General features: G+C 77.5%; 1 protein-coding gene. It reads left to right on the top strand.

Annotated elements, in window-relative coordinates:
* Positions 1 to 4 precede the first annotated feature (4 nt).
* A partial coding sequence (locus tag DEF28_RS27095; RefSeq protein WP_325049052.1) for an ADP-ribosylglycohydrolase family protein occupies positions 5 to 262 on the top strand: 258 nt, incomplete at its 3' end.

Genomic DNA, 262 nt, shown 5'->3' with positions numbered 1-262 from the left:
GTGGGTGAGCCCGGCCGCCTCCGCCGCCCACGTGAACACCAGGGAGTCCGTGCCGCCGCGGGCGCGGGAGAACGGCAGCAGGCCGAACGGGGCGCTGCGGCAGGACGCGCCGCACTTCGGGGCGGCGGCCGACAACAACTCCAAGGGCTGCGGGGGCGTCATGCGCAGCGCCCCGTTCGGCCTGCTGCCGTTCTCCCGCGCCCGCGGCGGCACGGACTCCCTGGTGTTCACGTGGGCGGCGGAGGCGGCCGGGCTCACCCAC

Source organism: Marinitenerispora sediminis (assembly GCF_003336425.1).
In the GTDB taxonomy this organism is placed as follows: Bacteria; Actinomycetota; Actinomycetes; order Streptosporangiales; family Streptosporangiaceae; genus Marinitenerispora; species Marinitenerispora sediminis.
Note: the sequence above shows the minus strand (reverse complement) of the source record. Positions and strands in the feature narration are given on the sequence as shown.